The sequence below is a fragment of the Phenylobacterium soli genome (assembly GCF_003254475.1).
Taxonomy (GTDB): Bacteria; Pseudomonadota; Alphaproteobacteria; order Caulobacterales; family Caulobacteraceae; genus Phenylobacterium; species Phenylobacterium soli.
In genome coordinates this window covers 1779116-1794632 of the sequence record NZ_QFYQ01000001.1, presented here as the reverse complement: position 1 = coordinate 1794632, position 15517 = coordinate 1779116, and the positions used below count along the sequence as shown (strand labels likewise).

Below are 15517 nucleotides of genomic sequence, written 5' to 3'. Positions count from 1 at the left end.
GGCTTAAGAGCGGCCGGCAAACTAGTGTTTGAACCTGAGTGGGGCAATGGACGGCGGCGACGAGGACGTGAACTACACCTCCCGGCTGAAGGAGGTGACCGAGGGCGAGTGGGCCGGGTGGTCCTTCTATCCGGGCGGCGACCCCTTCGAGGACCTCGCCGGGCCGTTCTACTGGCGCCGTGACGAGGAAGGGACGCTGCGCTGCGCCTTCCGCGCCGAGAAGAAGCACATGAACGGCGGCATGTTCATGCACGGCGGCTGCGTGATGACCTTCGCCGATTTCTGCCTGTTCGTGATCGCCCGCGAGGAGCTGAAGGACAGCCACGCCGTCACCGCCACCTTCAACGGCGAGTTCGTCGGCACGGCCAACATCGGCGACCTCGTGGAATGCACCGGCGAGGTGGTGAAGGGCGGCCGCAGCATGGTCTTCGTGCGCGGCATCATCGCCAACGCCTCGAAGGGCGGCGAGCCGATGATGAGCTTCTCGGCCGTGCTCAAGAAGCGCGGCCCGCGCAGCTAGGCCGGTTCAGCGCCGCGCCGTGATCAGGTGCGCGCGCAGGGCTCCGTCGATCGGGCCTGTCCCGAAGCGCTCGCGCAGGCGCACGGCGACCGCTTCGGTGGCGCGCTCCAGGGCCTCGGCGCCGCCGCGGGCCTCCAGCTCGCCGCGCAGCGGCGTGCCTTGGCAGATGCCGGTGGCCGCGGCCTCGGCGGACTCGGCGTAGCCGACAAGATCCAGCGTCTCGATGGTGGGCGCCGCGAAGCCCGCCGCCTCGACCTCGCGGCGGATCACCGCCACGTCCCCATGCCCGTGCGGGGTGCGCGCCATGAACATCGGCGGATTGTCCGCGAAGGTTTGTGCCAGCGCCTCCTGGGCGACGCGGGTGATCGCGTTGCCGGTGAGGTCGTCCCAGATCGTCGCCAGGTAGGTCCCGCCCGGCCGCAGCACCCGCCGCGCCTCCCGGTAGCCTCCCATGCGGTCGGGGAAGAACATCATGCCGAACTGGCAGACCACCGCATCGAAGCGCCCGTCCGCGAAGGGCAGGTCCTGGCCGTTGGCCTGGCGGAAGGACACCCGCTCCGACGCACCCTGGGCCTGTGCGTGGCGCAGCATCGGCTCGTTAAGGTCGGTGGCGGTGATCCTTGCGTCCCGCGGCAGGGCGCGGTCGAGCGTGCGGGTGACCACGCCGGTGCCGGCCGCCACCTCGAGGAGCTCGCCGGCGAAGCCCTGCAGCCGCGCGGCGATGGCGTCCGCGTAGGGCTGGAAGAACATCCGCGCCAGATAGCGGTCGTAGAGCTCCGGGATGGAGCCGGTGAAAGCGGTGTCGACGTGCGTCATGCCAGCCTCCTCGTCCCGCCCCGGCCGCAGCATGGCTACGCCGCGGGCCGGAGCGCAACGTTCACGTGCAGCTCTGGACAAAAGCCCGCGGCTCGGGTCCTCCTAGGCCGATGATCGAAGCCAGCTGCCACTGCGGCGCCGTCCGGCTGACCGCCAAGGCTCCGCCCGCCGAGGTGACCGAGTGCAACTGCTCGATCTGCAGCCGCCTCGGCGCCCGCTGGGCCTACTACTCCCCGGCCGAGGTCGAGTTGCCCCGCGCGGGCGCCACTCAGCCCTATGTGTGGGGCGACCGCATGCTGGCCTTCCACCGCTGCCGCGCCTGCGGGATCGTCACCCACTGGCAAAGCCTCGACGGCGCCCAGAAGCGCATGGCGATCAACGCACGCGCCATGCCCGGGCTCGACTGGAACGGTATCCGGGTGCGCCATTTCGACGGCGCCAAGACCTGGGAGTATCTGGACTAGGGCCGCTCCGCGCCCCCATATCGCTGGCGCATGGTCTCCCTTTCCGTCCTCGACCTCTCCCCCGTCTCGCCTAACGGCACCCAGGCCCAGGCCGTGCGCGACACCCTCGAGGTGGCCCGGGCCGCCGAGCGGCTCGGCTACGAGCGCTTCTGGGTGGCCGAGCATCACAACATCCAGGGCCTGGGCTCGCCCAATCCCGAGATCCTGATCGCCGCCCTCACCCAGGCGACGAGCCGCATCCGCCTCGGCTCGGGCGGGGTGATGCTGGTCAACTATTCGCCGCTGAAGGTGGCCGAGACCTTCATGGAGCTGGAGGCCCTGGCGCCGGGCCGCATCGACCTCGGCCTCGGCCGCGCGCTGGGCGCCGACATGCGCACCGGCGGCGCCCTGCGCTCGGTCGGGTCGGAGGCGTTCCCGCAGTACCTATCGCTGCTCTCCACCTGGCTCCTGGACGCGGCCGGCAAGGCGCCGATCGGCGACGCCCATCCGCTGCACGACATCCACGCCAACCCGTCCGGCCCCTCGCACCCGGACCTTTTCATGCTCTGCTCCTCGGCCGAGAGCGCGGCCTTCGCCGGCCAGGCGGGGCTGGGCATGGTGTTCGCCGAGTTCATCGCCCGCGCCGACGCCGACGCGGCTATCGAGTCCTATCGCAAGGCCTTCGAACCCTCTGAGTTTCGCCAGACGCCCTGGGCCGGCGCCGCCCTGATCGCCTTCGCCGCCGAGACCGCGGACGAGGCCTGGCGGCTGGACGCGCCGCGGCGGGCGGGCAGCGTCGCCATGATGGAGGGCCGCCGTCAGCGCTTCCCCGACTTGGCCGAAGCCGAGGCCTACCTCGCCGAGCGCAAGGGAACCCCGCTCCTGCAGATGGTCGAGGCGCGCACCATCGCCGCCGACGCCGCCACCGTCCGCGCCCGGCTCGAGGCCAAGGCGCGGTCGACCGGCGCGGACGAGCTGTTCGTCATGGCCACCGGCCCGACCCTCGCCGACCGCATCCGGTCGCTGGAGCTGATCAAGCCGTCCTAGGCCCTCCGGCTGGGGGCGCTCAGGCGGGCGCCTGGGCGGGCATGCCGGCGGCGGCGGCCGGGCGGGCGCGCATGACGTCGGCCCAGCGGCAGACGTTCTTCAGCTCGGGCGGCGGCGCCAGCTTGATCAACCGGCCGAAGTCGAGGCCGATGAAGGCGACGATGTCGGCGATGGTGATGCGCTCGCCGGCCAGCCACTCGCTCTCGCCGAGCCGGCGGTCGAGCAGCTTGAGGGCCCTAAGGCCCGCCTCCTTGTTGTAGTCGCCGATGACCGGATTCTGCTGCTCGAGGGCGGCGAGCGCCGGATGGGTGTGGCGCACGCCCATCATCAGCGGGGTCGCGACCATCATCTCGGCCCGGCGCATCCACATCTCGATCACCGCCGTCTCCTCCGGCGTGCGGCCGAACAGGTTCGGCTCCGGATACTTGCTCTCGAGGTAGCGGCAGATGGCGATGGACTCGGTGATCGTCGTCCCGTCGTCCAGTTCCAGCGCCGGCACGTTGGGCAGGCCGGCCCGCTCCAGGTAGTCCGGCGTCTTGTGCTCGCCCTTGATCAGGTTGAGCGAGACGATCTCGATGTCGGTGATGCCCTTCTCGGCCATGAACCAGCGCACCCGGCGCGGATTGGGGGCGAGCGGCGTGTCGTAGAGCTTCATGGGCGATCTCCCTTGTCGCGCCCAGAAAAGAGCACGATCGGTCACCCGTCAAGCATCACCCCGGGTGAGCCTCAGCCGCCGAACAGGGCCGGCGGCATGGCGCCGACCACCGAGGCCGTCAGGCAGGTGGCGAGGAAGCCGGCCATCATCGCCTTCCAGACCATGCCGACCACCTCGTTGCGCCGCTCGGGCACCAGCACCGAATAGCCGGCGAGGTTGATGCCCACCGAGGCGACGTTGGCGAAGCCGCAAAGGGCGTAGGTCATGATCACCCGGCTGCGCTCGGCCATCTGGTCGACCGGGATCGCGCCCAGCTTGATGAAGGCCGTGAACTCGGTGAGCACCAGCTTCACGCCCAGCAGCGAGCCCGCCGTCGGGGCGTCGTGCCAGGGAATGCCCAGCGTCCAGGCGAGCGGCGCGAACAGCACGCCGAGCCCCCTCTCGACCGACAGCGGCGCGCCGGCCACCGACGGGAGGAGGCCGAGGATGCCGTTCAGCATGGCCACCAGCGCGACGAAGACGATCAGGGTCGCGCCGACGTTCAGCACGATCGTCAGGCCGTCGGAGGTGCCGCGGATCAGGGCGTCGACGGTGGAGTCGTAGACCTTGTCGCTCTCCGGCTCGAGGGCCTGGGGCTTCTCGGTCTCGGGGTCGCGCGGCACCAGGATGCGGGCGAGCAGCACCCCGGCCGGCGCCGAGATGATGGAGGCGGTCAGCACATGGGCCGCCGCGTTCGGCAGCACGCCTTTCAGGATCGTCGCATAGGCCACCATGGTCGAACCCGACACGCAGGCCATGCCGACCGAGATCAGCATGAAGAGCTCCGAGCGGGACAGGGTCGTCAGATAGCTGCGGATGAAGATCGGCCCCTCCACCTGGCCCATGAAGATGGTCGCCGCGGTGGCCAGCGCCGGCGCGCCGCGCAGGCCCATGGTCTTCTCGAACAAGACCCCGAACGCCTGGGTCACCCACTTCAGGATCCGCCAGTGCCAGAGCAGCGCGGCCAGGGCGCAGACCACCAGGATCACCGGCAGCACGCGGAAGGCGAAGACGAACATCGAGCCCGGGTTGGTGAGGGCGTAGGGCTGGTCGGGGCCGCCGGCCAGGAAGCCGAACACGAAGCTGACGCCGGCCTGGGTGCTCGAGGCCAGCCCGTCCACCGCCTGGCCTGCGCCGGACAGCGCCACTCGCAGGGCCGGCAGGCCGAACAGCGCCGCCACCAGCACCGCCTGCAGGGCGATCGCGCCCAGCGCCAGCTTCCAGGGGAAACGGCCCCGGTTCTCCGACAGCGCCCAGCACAGGCCGATGACCAGCAACAGGCCCAGCAGGCTCTGGGCGTTCTCAGGACCGAACATGTGTTCCCCAACCACGGCCGCCAACCCGACAGGACTCAGATGCGGCTCCCCGCGGGTGATAGAGGATGAGAACCTCACCTTAGGCAAGCGAGGCGGGGCCAAAAGCCACACGCAGGGGCCGAGCCGCCCCCGGATTACAAAGGTTTAATTGCAGCGCCCGCATCCGCCCGCGCACCTCGACGCCTCCTAGGAAGCGAGCGCCTCATGCGGGCGAGGTAACAGCCGGACAACGCCGCGTTACGGCGATTTAACTGGCTCCGCCGCCGCCCTCCGCAGAGTTCTTTGGCGCTCGTTTAAGGCAGGGGCGCCGACCGCGATGTCACTGGCATTGTCCACCTTGTTCTACGAATGGCGCCGCTACACGGCGGCCGTCGTCGCGCTCGCCTTCTCGGGCCTCCTGATCCTGGCCCAGGTGGGCATGTTCACCGGCATCGTCAGCGGCATCACCGCCACGATCGACCGCAGCCGCGCCGACGTCATCGTCATGGGCCCCAAGGTCGAGGCCATGGTCGATTCCGGGCCCGGCGCCGGCGTGCCGGGCCGCGTCCTGCCGCTGATCTACCTGAACCCCAACGTCACCGAGGTGCAGGACCTGCAGGGCAACGGCTCGATGTGGATGAACAACCCGCCGCCGGGCCAGAAGCGCAAGACCGACTTCGTGCAGATCTGGACCGTCGACACCCGGCCCGGCGCCGTCACCCTGCCCACCGACTACACCGAGGCGACCCGCGTGGCCCTGCTCGAGCCGCTGTCGGTGGCCATCGACCGCACCAGCCTCGCCCGCCTCGGCGTCAAGCTGAACGACAGCGCGGTGATCAACGGCCGCACGGTCCGCGTCCGCGCCGTGCTCGACGGCTACCCCAGCATCAACCAGGCCACCGTCGTCATGTCCCGCGACAGCTACCGCATGCTGGGCATGAAGCGCGATCCCACGCGCCTCGGCCCGCTGATGGTGCGCATCAAGGACCCGGCCAAGGCGCCGGAGGTCCGCGATCAGCTCAACAAGGCGTCCGGCGGCCTCTACCGCGCCTGGACGCGCAGCGAGCTCTCCAAGGCCAACGAAGGCTCGTTGATGAAGGAACAGATCATCGGCGTCTTTCTCGGCTTCTCGGTGTTCCTGGGCTTCCTGATCGGCGTCGGCATCACCTCCCAGACCCTGCGCGGGGCGGTGCTCGCCAACATCAAGGAACTGGCCAGCCTGCGGGCGCTCGGCGTCTCCATGGGCTCGCTGCGCAAGCTCGTCCTGGAACTGTCGATCTGGGTCGGGGTGGTCGGCCTCGCCTTCACCTTCCTCTTCACCTGGCTCATCTCGCTGCTGGCCCAGAACGCCGGCGTGCCGATGGGCTTCCCCATGACCTGGATCGTCTCCGTCTCGATCCTGCTCCTCGTCATCTCGGTGGTCTCGGGCGCCCTGTCGCTCGGCGTCCTCAAGAAGAGCCAGCCTGCGGATCTCCTGCGATGAGCCATCAAACCGCGATCGCCGCCACCGGCCTCACCAAGCGCTTCAAGACCGGCCGCACCCACATCGAGGTGCTCAAGAACGTCGACTTCGACGCCCGCCACGGCGACGTCACCATGGTCATGGGCCCCTCGGGCTCGGGCAAGTCGACCCTGGTCGCCTGCCTCTCGGGCCTGTTGAAGCCCGACCAGGGCGGCGTCACCGCCATGGGCCACGACCTCTGGAGCTATCGCCCGGGCAAGATCGACCGCTTCCGGCTCGACCACTGCGGCTTCATCTTCCAGGGCTTCAACCTGTTCTCCTCGCTCAACGCCCTCGACCAGGTGGCGCTGATCCTGAAGTACAAGGGCCTGTCGCGCGCCGAGGCCCGCCGCCGGGCCGAGATCGCCCTCGACGAGGTCGGCCTCACCCACCGCCTGCGCCAGCGCCCCTCGGAGATGTCCGGCGGTGAGAAGCAGCGCGTGGCCATCGCCCGCGCCCTCGCCAAGGAGCCGCAGCTGCTGTTCGCCGACGAGCCGACCAGCGCGCTCGACGGCGAGACCGGCCAGGTGATCGTCAAGCTCCTGCAGCGCGCCGCCAAGCAGCACGGCGCCGCCGTCATCTGCGTCACCCACGACCCGCGGCTCGAAGCCTACGCCGACCGCGTCATCCACATCGAGGACGGCCGGATCCTCAGCGACGCGCGCACCGCGCACGCCGCGCCCGTCGGCTCCGCGAACCCCGTCCCCGCCCAACCCGCGCTCATCGAGGCCTGAAGCAAATGCCCGCGCTCCTGAAGAACCGCATCGTCTGGATCCTCGTCGCCGTGCTGGTGCTCGGCGGCGGCGGCTTCGTGTTCATGTCGTCCAAGGCCAACGCCAAGAAGGCGGAAGCCGCCAAGGTCGCGGCGGCGGCCGCGCCCAAGAGCCCCTACGTCGCCGTGTCCAACGGCAAGGCCGACGTGGAAGGCGGCATCATCCAGGTGGCCGCCCGCACCTCCGGCGTAGTCCGCGAGGTGCTCGTCCAGGAGGGCCAGGACGTCGCCAGGGGCCAGGTGCTCGCCCGCCTGGAGGACGACGAGCCGCGCCTCGCCGCCCAGAGCGCCGCCGCCGAGCTCAACCAGGCCCGCGCCCAGGTCGAGCTGCTGAAGGTCCAGCTCGCCACCGCCCAGCGCGAGGAGGCTCGCCTGCAGCGTCTGGTCTCTTCCAACTTCGTCGCCGGCCAGAAGCTCGACGCCGCCCACGACGCCGTGCGCCAGGCCCAGGCGAATCTCGACGCCCAGGCGGCCCTGATCGGCACGGCCCAGGCCAAGCTCGCCCAGGCCCGCTACAACCAGGAGCTCACGGTCATCCGCGCGCCGGTCGACGGCAAAATCGTCCGCCGCTACGCCAACCCCGGCGCCGGCGCCTCGACCCTCAACGTCTCCAACATGTTCGACCTCGAGCCCCGCGCCGCCCGCATCGTCCGCGCCGAGATCTCCGAAGGCGCCTTGCCCAATGTCGCCGTCGGCCAGACCGTGCAGATGTCGCCGGAAGCCGACCCTGGCCGGACCTACGCCGGCAAGGTGATCCGCCAGGCGCCGGTGTTCGGCGCCCGCAAGCTGCAGTCGGACGATCCCACCGAGCGGTCGGACGAGCGGGTGGTCGAGGTGGTGGTGTCCGCCGACGGCGCGCCGTTCCTGATCGGCCAGCGCGTGCTCGTGAAGTTCATGCGCGGCCAGCAGCAGGCGGCGGCGACGGCCGTTCCCCAGGGCTGAACCAGGCGAGATCCCGGCGCCGGCGGAAGGGCCAAGCCTTCCGTCGGGTCCGCTTGACGGGGCCTTTGCCGCGCCGCACAACGCGCGCCGCATCCGAACACCCGATCAAGACAAGGGGATCCTCATGGCGGACATCCGCTTCGACGGCAAAGTGGCCATCGTCACCGGCGCGGGCGGCGGCCTGGGCCGTCAGCACGCACTCGAACTCGCCCGCCGCGGCGCGAAGGTCGTGGTCAACGACCTCGGCGGCTCGGTCGACGGCTCGGGCGGCGGCTCGGACGCCGCCAACAAGGTGGTCGACGAGATCAAGGCGCTCGGCGGCGAAGCCATCGCCAACGGTTCGTCGGTGACCGACGACGCCGGCGTCGCCCGCATGGTCAAGGACGCCATGGACGCCTGGGGCCGGATCGACATCCTGGTCGCCAACGCCGGCGTGCTCCGCGACAAGACCTTCTCCAAGATGGAGATCCCCGACTTCGCGTTCGTGGTCGACGTCCACCTGATGGGCACGGTGAAGCCGGCCAAGGCGGTCTGGGAGATCATGCGCAACCAGAACTACGGGCGCATCGTGGTCACCACCTCCTCGACGGGCCTCTACGGCAACTTCGGCCAGTCGAACTACGGCGCGGCCAAGCTCGGCCTCGTGGGCTTCATGAACTCCCTGAAGCTCGAAGGTCAGAAGAACAACATCCACGTCAACGCCATCAGCCCGGTGGCCGCGACCCGGATGACCGAGAACCTGATGCCGCCGGAGATCCTCGAGCGCCTGAAGCCCGAGTTCGTCACGCCGGGCGTCGTCTTCCTGTGCTCGGAAGAGGCTCCGACCGGCGTGGTGCTCACCGCCGGCGCCGGCGCCTTCGCCTGCGCGCGCATCGTCGAGACCGAGGGCGTCTACCTGGGCGCCGGCGGCCTGTCGGTGGAAGAGGTCCGCGACAGCTGGTCCAAGATCGTCGATCCGGAAGGCCAGAAGGCCTACAACGCCGGCGGCGAGCAGACCCAGAAGTTCTTCCGCAAGATGCAGGGCGGCTGAGCCGCTCAACCAGAGGTGAATTGCGAAGGGGCGGCCGATGGCCGCCCCTTTGTTTTTGCATGACCGCGGTGCGCGAAATCCACTTGCCTCGGAATAAGTGATCGCGCGTAAGTTGGACCCCGACCGGGTCCGCCAGAGGCCCGGCGAGTTGCAGGAGACGCGCCCTTGTCGAAGGCTAAAACCCCCCAGACGTCCGACTCGCTCGGCCTGGCCTCCGTCCTGGCCTTCGCCAGCGCGAGCATTCCCATCGCCGCCCTGCAGCTGGCGCTCTCGGTCCACCTGCCCCGCTATTTCGCGAGCCACATCGGGCTGTCCCTGGCCACCGTCGGCACAGCCTTCGCCCTCGTCCGCCTGGTCGACATTCCGCTCGACGCCGTGCTCGGCGTCGTCATGGACAAGACCAAGACCCGGTTCGGCCGCTACCGCTTCTGGATGGCGCTCGGCGCGCCGGTCCTGATGCTCGCCCTCTACATGCTGATGCAGTCGCCGGAGGGCGTCGGCCTCGGCTACCTCTTCACCTGGCTGCTGGCCATGTACATGGGCTACTCCGGCATGTACCTCAGCCACCTGGCCTGGGGCGGCACCCTCAGCCGCACCTATCACGAGCGGTCGCGCATCTTCGGCGCCATCGGCGGCCTGGGTGTCGCCGGCGCGGTGGCGGTGCTGCTGATCCCGGTGGTCATGACCTCCCTGAAGTTCAGCGACGCGCAGGGCGTCCAGGCGATGATCTGGTTCATCATCGGCGGCGTGCCGCTGGCCGCCGCCCTGGTGCTCGGCAGCACCAAGGAGCGGATCCGCAAGGAGCATCCGCTCAGCTTCAAGATCTCCGACTACCTGGGCCTGCTGACGCGCCCGAACGTGCTGCGCCTGCTGCTCGCCGACCTCTGCGTGACCCTCGGCCCCGGGTGGATGGCCGCGCTCTACCTGTTCTATTTCCGCGACAGCCGCGGCTTCGGCACCGGTCCGGCCAACCTGCTGCTGGCCATCTACATCGCCGCCGGCTTCGTCGGCGCGCCGTTCACCGCCTTCATCGCCAACCGCATCGGCAAGCACCGCGCCCTGATGCTCAACACGACGGTCTACTCCCTGGGCCTGATCCTGGTGCCGTTCCTGCCGGCCGGGAACTTCGCCGCCTTCGCGCCGGGCATGTTCGTGGTCGGCGCCATGCAGGCGGGCTTCACCGTGATGATCCGCGCCCTGGCCGGCGACATCGCCGACGAGCTGCGCCTGGAGAGCGGCCGCGAGTGGATGGGGCTGGTCTACGCCCTGACCAACGGCACCAGCAAACTGGCCCAGGCCGGCGCCATCATCCTGACCTTCAACTTTGCGCTCACCGCGGTCGGCTACAACGCCAAGGAAGGCGCCCACAACACGGCCGACGCTATCCACGGCCTGGAGCTCGCCTACATCATCGGACCGATCGTCTTCGTGATGATCGCCGGCGCCTGCTTCATTGGATACCGCCTCACCTCCGAGCGCCACGCCGAGATCCGCAAGGCGCTCGAGGAGCGCGACGCCCTCTACGCCGAGCCGCCCTTCGGCCCGCCCGCCACCGACCCGGTGGAGATCAAGGCCACCGCCTCCTGAGCCGCCAAGCGGCCACACCCGCGGCCACGGGCGATTTGACCTGACGGAAAGCTCTTGCGCGGCGCGGCAGGCCGCGCTTCCCTCTCGGTATTAGCGCCCCATCAGAGGGCGCCCGATTGATACTTTGAGGAGACGTCCGTGACTCATTCCAGCGCCGCGCCCCGCGGCCGGCTGCCGCTTCCACGACTTTTGGCCTTCTCGCTCGGCAGCGTGCCGGCCGCCCTGATGGCGACCATGATGGGCGTCTACCTGCCGCCGTTCTACGCCGGCAAGCTGGGCACCACCCTCACCGCCGTCGGCGCCACCATCGGCATGGTCCGCCTTACCGACCTCGGGGTCGACCTTCTCCTCGGCTGGGTGATGGACAAGACCCGGACGCCCGCCGGACGCTACCGGCCCTGGTTCCTGGCGGCCCTCCCGGTCCTCTGGATCTCGCTCTACCAGGTGTTCAACCCGCCGGCGGACGCCGATCTCGGCTATCTCTTCACCTGGTACATCCTGCTCTACGTCGCCTACTCCATGCTGGTGCTGGCGCACTCGGCGTGGGCGGCGGCGCTCAGCGGCGACTACCACGAGCGTTCTCGGATGTTCGGCTGGATGCTGGGCGTCGGCGTGCTCGCCTCCTCCATGTTGCAGGCCACGCCGATCCTGACCCACGGCGCGATCAAGCCGGCCGACCCGGGCAGCATGTCGGTGCTCGGGTGGGTGATGATCCTGGTCAGCACGGTCACCGTCCTGGCCGCGGTGGTCTCCACGCCCGAGCGCCTGGCCCCTCTGGCGCATAAGCAGCGGACCAGCCTCAAGGACTACCTCGCCATCGTCTCCAACAAGTCGATGCTGCGGCTCATCGGCGCCGACCTGTTCCTGGCCCTCGGCCCGGGCGCCAGCGCACCGATCTATCTCTTCTTCTTCCATGAATCGAAGGGCTTCAGCCTGGCGGCGGTCAGCCTGCTGCTGATCCCCTACACCGGCGCCGGCATGATCGGCGCGCCGCTGTGGGGCCGCGTCGCCCAGCGGCTCGGCAAGCACCGCACGGTTCAGCTCGCGGCTGTCGGCTACGCCATCACCCAGACGATCCTGATGCTGGTCCCGGCCGGGCTTTTCTGGCCCACCTTCCTGAGCATGTTCTCGGTCGGCTTCTGCGGCTCGGCCTTCGTCGTGCTGGTCCGCGCCATGGTCGCCGACGTGGCCGACGAGCTGCGGCTGAACACCGGCCAGGAACGCGCCGGCGTTCTCTACGCCCTGGTGACCATGACCCAGAAGTTCGGCTCCTCGGTCGCCGTGGCCATCATTTATCCGATCCTCGACCTGGTCGGCTTCGATCCCAAGCCCGGAGCGGCCAACACACCCGAGGCGATCCGCGGGCTGGAGATGTGCTACGTCTTCGCGCCCATCCTCCTGGTGGTCATCGGGGCCGTCTGCCTGATCGGCTACAAGCTGGACGCCCAGCGGCAAAGCGAGATCCGCGCCGCCCTCGACGAGATGGAATCCCGCGACTTCGACTCGGCCCAGGAGGGGCTGGTCGGGGCCGGCGAGAACGTTGCTCCCGCCGCCGAGTAGATCAGGCGAGCTTCCGCGCCATCTCGAGGAAGGCTTTCGCGGCGGCGCTCTCGGGCGCCGTCGCAGCCAGCGGCCGGCCCTGGTCGCAGGCCTCGCGGAGCGCGACCTCGATCGGGATCTCCGCCAGCAGCGGCACGCCCAGGGCCGCGGCCTCCCTCGCCGCCCCGCCCTCGCCGAAGATCGGGATCTTCGCGCCGGTGGCGTCCGCATAGAACGCCATGTTCTCGACCACGCCGAGGATCGGCGCGCCCGTCTTCTTGAACATGGTCGCCGCCCGGCGCGCGTCCACCAGCGCGATCTCCTGCGGCGTCGAGACGATCACCACCCCGTCGAGCTTCATGCGCTGGACGAGGGTCAGCTGGATATCCCCGGTGCCCGGCGGCAGGTCGACCACCAGCACGTCCAGCGGCTCGGCCGCCGTGCCCCAGACGCTGTTCATCATCGTCCGCAGGGCCGAGGTGGCCATCGGCCCGCGCCAGATGGCGGCGTCGCCCTCCTCGACGATGAAGCCGATCGACATGACCTTCACCCCGAAGGCCTCGAGCGGGATCAGCCGCTTCTCGGCGTCGAAGGTCGGCTCGTCGGTGATCCCCATCATCGTCGGGGCCGAGGGGCCATAGACGTCGGCGTCTAGCAGGCCGGCCTTCAGGCCCAGCTTGGCGAAGGCCGCGGCGAGGTTCACCGCCACCGTGGACTTGCCGACCCCGCCCTTGCCGCTGGCCACCGCGATGACCTTCCGCACGTGATCCGGCCGCGTCGCCTCGGGCATGTTGCCGAGCCGCGCCTGCGGGTCCTCGGCCACCCGGGCGCGCCGGGCGGCGGGGCTGGGCGAGGTGCGGAGCGGCGGCGCGGGCGGCCCTTCGGCGGTCAGCACCACCTGGGCGGTCGCCACATCGGCCACCGACGCCAGGGCCCGCTCGGCGGCCTCGCGCACCGGCCGGTAGAGCTCCACGTCGGCGGGGGGGACTTCCAGCATGAAGGCCACGCGGCCGGCCCGCAGGACGAGCCCGCGCACCAGTCCGGCCGAGCTCAGGCCCTGGCCCGATTTCGGATCCTTCACCTCGTCGAGGGCCGCCAGGACGGCGGCGCGGTCGGGAACGGCCGGTTCGCTCATGTCGCCTTTGGCTTGCGTTGCCGAAAAAGGGGTCTCATATCCGGCTGGTTGCGCCGGTTTACAAGTCCCCTGTCCGGGCGCGCCGGGAGTTCTGCTTGACCAAGTCGCGCCTCGCCTGATGCCCTGGAACGACAACGCCAATCCCGGCCCCTGGGGTTCGCCTCCGCCGGACGACGATCGCCGCGACCGGCCCCAGCGCCCGCAAGGCGGCCCGCAAGGCCCGCGGAATGGCGGCGGCCCCGAGTTCGACGACGCCTTCGAGCGCCTGCGCCGCCGGGTCGGTGGCGTGTTCGGCGGCGGCCCGGGCCGTGGCCTGCGGCCCGGCGCGGCGGTGGCCATCGCCGGCGGCGTCCTCGCCCTCTGGGCGCTCAGCGGCCTCTATGTGGTCCAGCCCAACGAGCAGGCGGTGGTCACCACCTTCGGCGCCTATTCGCGCTCCGAAGGACCGGGCCTGCGCTATCATCTCCCCGCCCCCATCGAGCGGGTCGAGAAGGTTCCGGTCACGACCCTCAACCGGATCGACGTCGGCGGCGCCGGCGGGAATGCGGACACGCCGGAGGAGAGCCTGATGCTCACCGGCGACGAGAACATCGTGAACCTGAACTTCAGCGTCACCTGGCGGATCAACGACGCGGCCCGCTACGTCTTCTCCACCCGCAATCCGGAAGAGGCCGTGAAGGCCGTCGCCGAGAGCGCCATGCGCGAGGTGGTCGGCAAGACGCCCCTGCAGCCGATCCTCACCACGGGTCGCGGCCAGGTGCAGCAGCAGGCGGCCGAGCTGATGCAGCGCACCCTCGATTCCTGGGGCGCCGGCGTCTCCATCGTCGAGGTGCAGATCCGCTCGTCCAACCCCCCGCCGGACGTGGTCGCCGCCTTCCGGGACGTGAGCAACGCCCAGCAGGACGCCGACAGCGCGGTCAACGAGGCCAACACCTACCGCAACCGGGTGGTCAACGAGGCCAAGGGCGACGCGGCCAAGATCGTCCAGTCGGCCCAGGGCTACCGCGAGCAGAGCGTCCGCGACGCCTACGGCGAGGCCTCCCGCTTCAGCCAGATCCTCGGCGAGTACCGCCGGGCGCCGGGCGTCACCCGCGAGCGGCTCTACCTGGAGACCATGGAGCGCGTGCTCGCCCACTCGAACAAGGTGGTCGTCTCCGGCAAGGGGACCACCGCCCCGATCATCCTGCCGCCGGACGTATTCCAGCCGCGCAACGCCCCGGCGCCCGCGCCGGCCCCTGCGCCGCCCGCCGCCGCGCCCGAGCCGGCCCAACCGCAAGCCCAAGCCGCGAGGCCGAACCCATGAGCCGCCGCAACTGGGCCTGGGCCGTCGTCGCGCTCGGCCTGCTGATCCTCGTCTTCAACACCTTCTACGTGGTCGACCAGCGCGAGCAGGCGATCGTCGTGCGGTTTGGCGAGCCGGTGCGCGTGGTCAACGCCCCGCATCGCCCGGAGGCCGGCCTGCACGTCAAGCAGCCCTTCGTCGAGGACGTGGTTAAGTTCGACCGCCGCAACCTCGGCCAGGAGGCCGACCAGGAGGAGATCATCGCCGCCGACCAGCAGCGGCTGGTGGTCGACGCCTTCATCCGCTACCGCATCTCCGACCCGCTGCAGTACTACCGGACCCTGCGCGACGACCGGATCGCCGCCGACCGGATCGAGCGGCTGCTGAATTCCTCGCTGCGCCAGGTGCTGGGCTCGGCCAGCTCCAGCGACATCATCTCCGGCAAGCGCGACGAGCTGATGCGCCAGGCCCGCGCCGACGTGGCCAAGCGCGCCACCGACAGCCGCCTCGGCATCCAGGTGATCGACCTGAGGATCAAGCGCGCCGACCTGCCGGCCGCCAACCAGGCGGCCGTCTATCGCCGCATGCAGACCTCGCGCCAGCAGCAGGCCGCCCAGATCCGCGCGGTCGGCGAGCAGCAGAAGCGCGAGATCCTCGCCGCCGCCGACAAGGAAGTGGCCATCACCCTCGCCGCCGCGCGCGAGGAGGCCGGCGTCACCCGGGGCCAGGGCGACGCCCAGCGAACCCGCATCTTCGCCCAGGCCTACGGCAAGGACCCGTCCTTCGCCGCCTTCTACCGCTCGATGCAGGCCTACGACCAGGCGCTGGCGCAGGGCGACACGACCCTCGTGCTCTCCCCCGACAGCGACTTCTTCAAATATTTCCAGCGCGGGCCGGGGCGCTAAGCCCCAGCT

15 protein-coding genes are annotated in these 15517 nt (G+C 70.2%); 11 read left to right on the top strand and 4 right to left on the bottom strand.

All coding sequences use genetic code 11. From position 1 onward, the window contains the following. The first annotated feature begins 46 nt into the window (after window positions 1-46). Entirely contained in the window at window positions 47-520 is a 474-nt protein-coding gene (locus DJ017_RS08925) for a PaaI family thioesterase (RefSeq protein ID WP_111528387.1), read from the top strand. 6 nt (window positions 521-526) lie between these two features. Here the strand turns inward: DJ017_RS08925 and DJ017_RS08920 are convergent, their stop codons facing one another. Beyond that, window positions 527-1336 (bottom strand): class I SAM-dependent methyltransferase, encoded by an 810-nt coding sequence (locus DJ017_RS08920; RefSeq protein ID WP_111528386.1) that lies wholly within the window; start codon window positions 1334-1336, stop codon window positions 527-529. A gap of 110 nt (window positions 1337-1446) precedes the next feature. Between DJ017_RS08920 and DJ017_RS08915 the strand changes: the two genes are divergently transcribed. After that, window positions 1447-1800 carry a GFA family protein gene (locus tag DJ017_RS08915; protein ID WP_111528385.1) on the top strand — a complete coding sequence of 118 codons (354 nt, stop codon included), beginning with the start codon at window positions 1447-1449 and terminating at the stop codon, window positions 1798-1800. A gap of 30 nt (window positions 1801-1830) precedes the next feature. Then, on the top strand, window positions 1831-2826 hold the full coding sequence (locus DJ017_RS08910; RefSeq protein WP_111528384.1) for an MsnO8 family LLM class oxidoreductase: 996 nt from the start codon (window positions 1831-1833) through the stop codon (window positions 2824-2826). Between the two features lie 19 nt (window positions 2827-2845). Here DJ017_RS08910 and DJ017_RS08905 read toward each other — a convergent pair whose 3' ends face one another. Then, window positions 2846-3481 carry a glutathione S-transferase family protein gene (locus DJ017_RS08905; RefSeq protein WP_111528383.1) on the bottom strand — a complete coding sequence of 212 codons (636 nt, stop codon included), beginning with the start codon at window positions 3479-3481 and terminating at the stop codon, window positions 2846-2848. 71 nt (window positions 3482-3552) lie between these two features. Further along, entirely contained in the window at window positions 3553-4836 is a 1284-nt protein-coding gene (locus tag DJ017_RS08900) for a NupC/NupG family nucleoside CNT transporter (RefSeq protein WP_111528382.1), read from the bottom strand. A 316-nt stretch (window positions 4837-5152) separates the two neighbouring features. Between DJ017_RS08900 and DJ017_RS08895 the strand changes: the two genes are divergently transcribed. The 6 genes from DJ017_RS08895 (at window position 5153) to DJ017_RS08870 (ending at window position 12207) form a co-directional block, all read left to right on the top strand. Then, the gene (locus DJ017_RS08895; RefSeq protein WP_111528381.1) at window positions 5153-6298 is read left to right on the top strand and encodes an ABC transporter permease; all 1146 of its coding nucleotides are present in this window, start codon (window positions 5153-5155) and stop codon (window positions 6296-6298) included. Then, on the top strand, window positions 6295-7050 hold the full coding sequence (locus tag DJ017_RS08890; protein WP_111528380.1) for an ABC transporter ATP-binding protein: 756 nt from the start codon (window positions 6295-6297) through the stop codon (window positions 7048-7050). The genes DJ017_RS08895 and DJ017_RS08890 overlap by 4 nt, the downstream gene beginning before the upstream one ends. Before the next feature lie 5 nt (window positions 7051-7055). Further along, the gene (locus DJ017_RS08885) at window positions 7056-8030 is read left to right on the top strand and encodes an HlyD family secretion protein (protein WP_111528379.1); all 975 of its coding nucleotides are present in this window, start codon (window positions 7056-7058) and stop codon (window positions 8028-8030) included. A gap of 124 nt (window positions 8031-8154) precedes the next feature. Beyond that, window positions 8155-9060, top strand: coding sequence for an SDR family NAD(P)-dependent oxidoreductase (locus tag DJ017_RS08880; protein WP_111528378.1), 906 nt, complete (start codon window positions 8155-8157; stop codon window positions 9058-9060). Window positions 9061-9225: 165 nt separating this feature from the next. Further along, entirely contained in the window at window positions 9226-10647 is a 1422-nt protein-coding gene (locus DJ017_RS08875) for an MFS transporter (RefSeq protein WP_111528377.1), read from the top strand. Between the two features lie 138 nt (window positions 10648-10785). Then, window positions 10786-12207, top strand: a complete 1422-nt coding sequence (locus tag DJ017_RS08870) for an MFS transporter (protein WP_133255423.1) — start codon at window positions 10786-10788, stop codon at window positions 12205-12207. A 1-nt stretch (window position 12208) separates the two neighbouring features. On the opposite strand, the gene DJ017_RS08865 is transcribed toward DJ017_RS08870, so the two are convergent. Beyond that, a complete protein-coding gene (locus DJ017_RS08865) occupies window positions 12209-13321 on the bottom strand; it encodes an Mrp/NBP35 family ATP-binding protein (protein WP_111528375.1) in 1113 nt (370 codons plus the stop codon). 118 nt (window positions 13322-13439) lie between these two features. On the opposite strand from DJ017_RS08865, the gene hflK reads away from it, so the two are divergent. Next, complete coding sequence (gene hflK / locus DJ017_RS08860) at window positions 13440-14624, top strand: FtsH protease activity modulator HflK (protein ID WP_111528374.1); 1185 nt, start codon at window positions 13440-13442, stop codon at window positions 14622-14624. Then, entirely contained in the window at window positions 14621-15508 is an 888-nt protein-coding gene (gene hflC, locus DJ017_RS08855; protein WP_111528373.1) for a protease modulator HflC, read from the top strand. Before hflK ends, hflC begins: the two co-directional genes overlap by 4 nt. Window positions 15509-15517: the final 9 nt, after the last annotated feature.